General features: G+C 67.9%; 5 protein-coding genes. All 5 read right to left on the bottom strand.

Annotated elements, in window-relative coordinates; all coding sequences use genetic code 11:
- Positions 1-63 precede the first annotated feature (63 nt).
- Complete coding sequence (locus tag D1643_RS04405) at positions 64-510, bottom strand: DUF4405 domain-containing protein (RefSeq protein ID WP_160709035.1); 447 nt, start codon at positions 508-510, stop codon at positions 64-66.
- A gap of 5 nt (positions 511-515) precedes the next feature.
- Positions 516-875: a hypothetical protein gene (locus D1643_RS04410; RefSeq protein WP_370520287.1), complete on the bottom strand. Its 360-nt coding sequence runs from the start codon at positions 873-875 to the stop codon at positions 516-518.
- A 185-nt stretch (positions 876-1,060) separates the two neighbouring features.
- Positions 1,061-2,260, bottom strand: a complete 1,200-nt coding sequence (gene nrfD / locus D1643_RS04415) for an NrfD/PsrC family molybdoenzyme membrane anchor subunit (protein WP_160709037.1) — start codon at positions 2,258-2,260, stop codon at positions 1,061-1,063.
- Positions 2,261-2,270: 10 nt separating this feature from the next.
- Positions 2,271-2,894, bottom strand: coding sequence for a 4Fe-4S dicluster domain-containing protein (locus D1643_RS04420; RefSeq protein ID WP_160709039.1), 624 nt, complete (start codon positions 2,892-2,894; stop codon positions 2,271-2,273).
- Complete coding sequence (locus D1643_RS04425) at positions 2,894-5,419, bottom strand: molybdopterin-dependent oxidoreductase (protein WP_160709041.1); 2,526 nt, start codon at positions 5,417-5,419, stop codon at positions 2,894-2,896. The genes D1643_RS04420 and D1643_RS04425 overlap by 1 nt, the downstream gene beginning before the upstream one ends.
- Positions 5,420-6,089: the final 670 nt, after the last annotated feature.

Here is a 6,089-nt window from a genome sequence, read left to right on the forward strand (position 1 = left end):
CGGGAAGGGGCTTCGCGAGCAGGCGCAGGCGCGGAAACGACGGGCATGCGTCAAGGGCGTGAGCTAGCCGCGGTGGGACTTGCGATTCTTCCAGATTCCCAAGGCGGGGCGCACGTTGATGAACAGGTGGATCAGCAGCAGCGCGAGCAGCACCTTGGCCGATACGGCGTGCAGCGGGTTCCAGAAGTAGTAGCCCTCGGCATAGAGGCCCAGCGTCGGCAGCACCGCGCCCGACACCATCACGCCCGAGGTCACGCACACGGCGAGCGCGATGCCAAGAAGCACCGCCAGCACGGCGCGACCCGCGCGGACGGCGCGAGCGGGCCCCGGCGAGGCAGCGCGGCGGACCGAGGAGACCACGTGACCCAGGTGCTGGGCCAGGTGAACGATGAGCACGACCGCCACGGCAAGGCCGAGCCACTCATGAGGCGCAACCCCCGTGAGCGAGGGCAGGGAGACGATGACGTAGGCGACGAGCGCCACGGCGTCGATGACGAGCTTGACGGGCACGGGGATCACCGGACCTTCCGCATGATGAGCGCGAGGGCCATCACGAGCGCCACGGGCATGAGTATCCAAAGGTTGAGGCTCGCGTCGGAGGCCTGATGGTAGCGCGAGGCCAGCGTGTCCCACGCGTGGCAGTCGACGGAGGCGCAGCCAGCTTCGGGGCAGGTCATCTCATGGATGCCGTCGGGCTCGGGCACATCATCGAACCCGTGGCACGTCCCGCTCGCGCAGCCGGTGGCCGGACAGGGCGAGGAGTCCTCGATGGGAATGGGCAGCGGCGCCTGGCCCGGACGCGCGAGGGCTCCAACCCCCAGCGTGAGACCGCAGAGCGCGAGCATCACCACCAAGGTGATCGCAAGCTTCTTCACTTTGGATACACCTTCTCTCGTCGCGGCGAGCCCCGGCCCGCCATCAACCTGCCGCGCGCCTCGCGGTCGCGCGAGCGCCCCCTCCCTGCCTTCGCCCCTCGCGAGGGAGGCAAGGCGAAGGCGGGCCGGAGGGAGGGGATCCCGGCCCGCCTCGCTCTTCCCGGCAAGGGCCGGGCGGAATCGACCTACTCCCCGTCCGCCGGCTTGAGCGGCAGGAACTTGAGGCCCAGGAGGAAGATCAGCACGGCGAGGGCGACGACGCCGAGCGCCACGCCCCACTCGATGGGGGCCGGCCAGTAGACCATGCCGGCGTAGGCCTGCTCGAGATTGCCCTGCCAGTTGGTGACGGTGGAGGGCGTCATGACGGCCGGCCACTCGATGTTGGGGATCTGGAAGCCGCCCACCAGCAGCTGCACGCGCTTGCAGAGGATGGCGAGGATGGCAGCGACGCCGGCCAGCGCCAGCAGCGGGCTGGTGCGCAGGCTGGGCACGAAGCAGACGACGGCGGCCGCCACGGAGAGCACCACCTCGCCCCAGAAGAAGGGCGCGAGCGGGCCGGAGACGAGCATGTCCACCACGGCCAGGCCACCGGCAGCCGGGAAGGCCTCGGTGAGCAGGTCACACCCGAAGAAGTAGAGGTCGACCACGAGGAAGGCGCCGAGCAGCTTGGCGAGCTTGACCAGGTAGGCCTGCTCGAGGGCCAGGTAGCCCGCCCTGCGCAGGCCGATGGCCACCAGCAGCACCAGGCCGGTGCCGCACACGAGCGCCGAGCTCACGAACCAGGGGGCCAACAGCGCCGTGTGCCACATCTCGTGGGACTGCTGCAGGCCGAAGATCCAGGCGGTCACGGAGTGCACGAGGATCGCGCAGACGAGGGCGACCACGCTGATCACGCGCAGGGCCGTCGCCGACACCTTGCCGCGCTCGGCCTGCACCTGGGCCCAGAGGTAGGCGCAGGACAGCACGAGGTAGGTCGCCAGCACGATGATGTCCCACATGAGCGGCGAGCCCAGGTTGGAGTACGCGAACAGCTCCCACACGCGAAGCGGCTGGCCGAGGTCGACCACCACGAAGCCGATGGCGGCCACGGTGGCGGCGATCGAGCTCATGACGGCCACCTTGGAGACGCCGCCGAAGCCCTTGATGCCGAAGGCCTTGGGCACGGAGCTGATGATGAGGCCGCCGGCCGACAGCCCCACGAAGAACATGAACATGGTGATGTAGAGGCCCCACGAGTCCAGGTTGCGCATGGCGGTCTGCACCATGCCGCCCGTGAGCTGCACGACCCACAGCGCGACGCCGATCACGGCCAGCACGGCGCATACGCCGATGCCGATGGTCAGGCCCTTGCCGCCCTTGGGGGCGGAGGCAGTTCTTTCAGTCATCGGTTCCTCCTTACACCAGGTAGTAGACGGACGGCTTCGTGCCCTGCTCGGGCAAGAGGTGCTGATACTCGCGCTCGCGGATGAGCTGGCTCACCTCAGACGACGGATCATCGAAGTCGCCCCAGAAGCGAATGCGCGCCGGGCACGGGTCGATGCAGGCCGGCTTCTCGCCCTGAGCCAGGCGATGCCAGCACATCGTGCACTTCTCCACCACCTGCTTCTGATGCTGCGGGATGTCGAGCGAGCCCATGGGCTGGCCGATGGCGTACTGCGGCTCCTCCCAGTTGAAGGAGCGCACGCCCGTGTAGGGGCAGGCCGACATGCACATGCGGCAGCCGATGCACTTGTCGTAGTCCTGACGCACCACGCCGGTCTCCGGGTCCTTGTAGGTGGCGCCCACGGGGCACACCTTCACGCAGGCCGGGTTGTCGCAGTGCTGGCAGGCCATGGGGATGTTGCGGATGGTCAGGTTAGGGTAGGTACCCGCCGGCGTGTCCATGTTGGGGCCGCCGTCGGTGAGGATGCGGTTCCACCAGATGGTGTCGGGCAGGTTGTTCTCAACCTTGCAGGCCACGGCACACGAATGGCAGGAGATGCAAGACTTGCTGTCAATGACAAATCCGTAGCGTGTCATTAGTTATCCTTTCCATCCCAGGGGCGGATCTCGCAGAGCACGTCCATGAAGTTGTTGTTGACGATCCACACGTCGAACTCCGTGGAGCTGAGGTTGGACCAGCCGCCGCCCTTGTGCTGGCTGAGCTGCCAGCCCTTGGGGTACACGAGCGTGCCGGGGCGAATGGCCTCCGAGTAGATGGCCTTGGCCACAGCGGTGCCGCGGTCGTTGTAGGCCTCCACGTAACTCTGATCCTCGATGCCGCGGGCCTTGGCGTCCGCCGGGTTGATCTTCACGATGGGCTCGGGGTCGATCTCACGCAGCAGCGGAGTGCTGAACCACTGCGAGTGCACGCGGTAGCGCGGGCGCTCGCTCATCAGCACGAGCGGGTACTTGTCGTACAGCGGGTTCTCCGGCCAGGCCTCCAGCGGCGGCTCGAAGTGGGGCAGGCGCTCGGCTGCCACCTGCTCAGGCGTCGGGGTCTTCGTGGTGGGCGTGCGCGGGGCAGGCGTCTCGCGGTAGAACTCGAAGCGGCCGGTGGGCGTGGCGAAGGCGCCGTTCTCGTAGGCGATGTAGGGCTTCTTCTCGGCATCGCCGGGGATGAAGCGCACCTGCTTCTTATCGCGCAGGTTGTCCATGCTGGCGCCCACGGCCGTGGCGATGGGGCCGCTGAACAGGCTGTCGAGCACCTCCGAGGTGCTCTGGGTGAAGAACTCGCCCAGCCCCAGCTTCTCGGCCAGCTCGGCGACGATCTCCGGGTCGGGCTTGGACTCGTAGAGCGGCTCGATGGCCTTCTCGTTGTAGTTGTACGAGGAGCACTGGCCGGCGTTGGCCACCTCCTCCAGCTCGAACCACTGGGCCACGGGCAGCACCATGTCGGAGTACATGGCCGTGTCGGTGAGAGCGGAATCAGCCGTCACCACGTAGTCCATGGCGGGGATGATGACATCGGTCCACGCATGGGTGTCGGTGTGGGTGTTGAGCGGGTTGGCCGAGTACATCCACAGCATCTTGATGTCAGCGTCCTTGCCCTGGAACTTCTTCTGCTCCACGACGTTCTTGAGGTCCACGCTGGCGATGTTGAAGCCGGTGGACGGGCCCTTGGGCGCCGTGTACTGGGCAGCGGCGATGTTGGTGATGAGACCGATGCCCCAGAAGGCGCCGTAGGACGCGCCCGGCTTGCCGAGGTTGCCCAGCAGGGCGCAGAGCGTGAGGCCCGCCACGGTGGTCTGGCCGCCGTTGTTGTAGGCCTGCGGGCCGTAGCCCTCGTAATGGTAGACCGGGCCGTCGATGACGATGTCGGCCAGCTCCTCGATCTCCGCCACGGGAATCTCGGTGAGCTCGGAGACCTGCTCCACCGTGTACTCCATGATGTTGTCCTTGAGCAGGTCGAAGGCCGTGCGGCACTCGACGCCCTCAAAGTCGGCCGTGCCCTCGATCTCCGGCGCAGACGCGTCGGTCTCGGGGACGATGGCGCCGCCGGAGAGCACCATCACCGGGTCGAGCATGATCTCCTGGCCGGTGGTGGCATCGGTCTGGCCGGTGGGCGTGGGAGCCACGCCGGTATCGCTGCGGCGCAGGAACTTGCCCGTGTCGGAGCGCACGAGGTACGGCGCCACCGTGTGCTGCTGCAGGTAGGACACGTCGTGGGCCTCGCGCTCGATCACCAGGCGCATGAGCGCCAGCTTGAGCAGCGTGTCGGTGGCGGGGCGGATGGGGATCCACTTGTCAGCCTGGCTGGCGATCTGCGTGAAGATGGGGTCGATGACCACTAGCTTGACGCCTGCGGCCTTCGCCTCCTTGATGAGGTGCCAGTTCTGGATCTGCGCATCGGTGATGTTGGCGCCCCACACGACGATGGACTTGGCGTTCTTGGCGTCGGTGGGCTCGTTGCCGTTCCACATCATCATGCCCATGAGGGGGCTGACGTAGTTGCCGGCCACCGCGTACATGCCGTAGTAGCTGCCCATATCCAGGCAGGGGCCGATGTTGCTCGCGTTAAGCAGGGCGATAATGCGGCTGTAGGCGCTCGTGATGCCGGCGGCCTGGTTGCCCGAGGCCGTCAGGAACGCCACGGCCGACTCGCCGTACTTGCCCTGGATCTCCTTGATCTTGCCGGCGATCTCCGTGAGCGCCTCGTCCCACGTGACGCGCTCCCACTGCCCGGCCCCGCGCTCGGTGCCCTCGGCACGGCGCATGGGGTACTGCAAGCGCTTGGGATCGTAGATGCGCTGAACGTGCGACAGGCCGCGCTGGCAGATGCGGTCGTAGCAGCTTTCGTTGTACGGCGCGCGGGTGGTCTTCATCACCTTGCCGTCGTGCACGTGCACGTTGAGATGGCAGAAGCCGAAGCAGTTGGGACGGCAGACGCCCCGGAACACCTGCTCCTCTCCGCTTGCCGAAGTCACCGGCGCAGTTCCCTCGGCCAGCGCCGTCATAGGCGCGACGACCCCGCCGGCCACGGCGGCGACGCCTGCCGTGGCGGCGGTCGTCTTGAGGAAGCTACGACGCGTGAGCCCGCCCTGCGGGCTAGCAGTTCCCGACATTTACTCCTCCTTTGAAGGACGTGTCGGGATATCCCCCTTGGATCATCCGAAGGCCGCAGACGGCCAGCGACGCGGTACGCGCCAGAAGCCCTCCCCTTCGGCTCCCCAAGCCAAAACTTCCAGGATATCCCCCTCCGTGCGCCGTCCCGCCTCCCCGACGGCACTGCGCACCCTGATAAGAATCGGCCAAATTCTCTGGCTCGTACTATAGCGAGTTGTCATATGACAATCAAGGGGTATCCTATGACAATTTCCATCGGACCCGGGCGGGCGCGGCGCGGAGCCTCCCCCGTCCGGGTCCGAGCCTCGCGCGAGGGCCGGGACGGGCCCGCCTCCCGGGCGGGATCCCCGGGAAACGGGGCGGCGCGCGCAAATCGGAGCGGTTCTGCACCGGGCGCGCGCGGGGAGGGCGCCCCGGGGCGGCGGGGCGCCCGCGAAAAGCCCAGGTCGCGGATGGGTCGGCCGCCGAGGCGCGCGGGAGGAGGGTGCAGAACCGTCCGTATTTGCAAGGCGGGAGCCAAATCGCGAGGTTCGCGGACCCCGGGGCGCGCCGGGGAGGGAGGGCGGCGCGCCCCCGCGCGCGGGAGGGGGGCGAGAGATGGCGGGCGGGGACCCGCGGTCGGAGGCGGCTCGGACGCACGGGCGGCGCGGCGGGAGGACGCGGCGGACG

Origin of the sequence: Enterorhabdus sp. P55 (genome assembly GCF_009911695.1) — a bacterium.
Classification (GTDB): Bacteria; Actinomycetota; Coriobacteriia; order Coriobacteriales; family Eggerthellaceae; genus Enterorhabdus.

Bases quoted from the DNA above. Each gene is read 5' to 3' on its own strand.
- nrfD (WP_160709037.1), bottom strand. From the start codon at position 2,260: ATGACTGAAAGAACTGCCTCCGCCCCCAAGGGCGGCAAGGGCCTGACC.
- D1643_RS04420 (WP_160709039.1), bottom strand. From the start codon at position 2,894: ATGACACGCTACGGATTTGTCATTGACAGCAAGTCTTGCATCTCCTGC.
- D1643_RS04425 (WP_160709041.1), bottom strand. From the start codon at position 5,419: ATGTCGGGAACTGCTAGCCCGCAGGGCGGGCTCACGCGTCGTAGCTTC.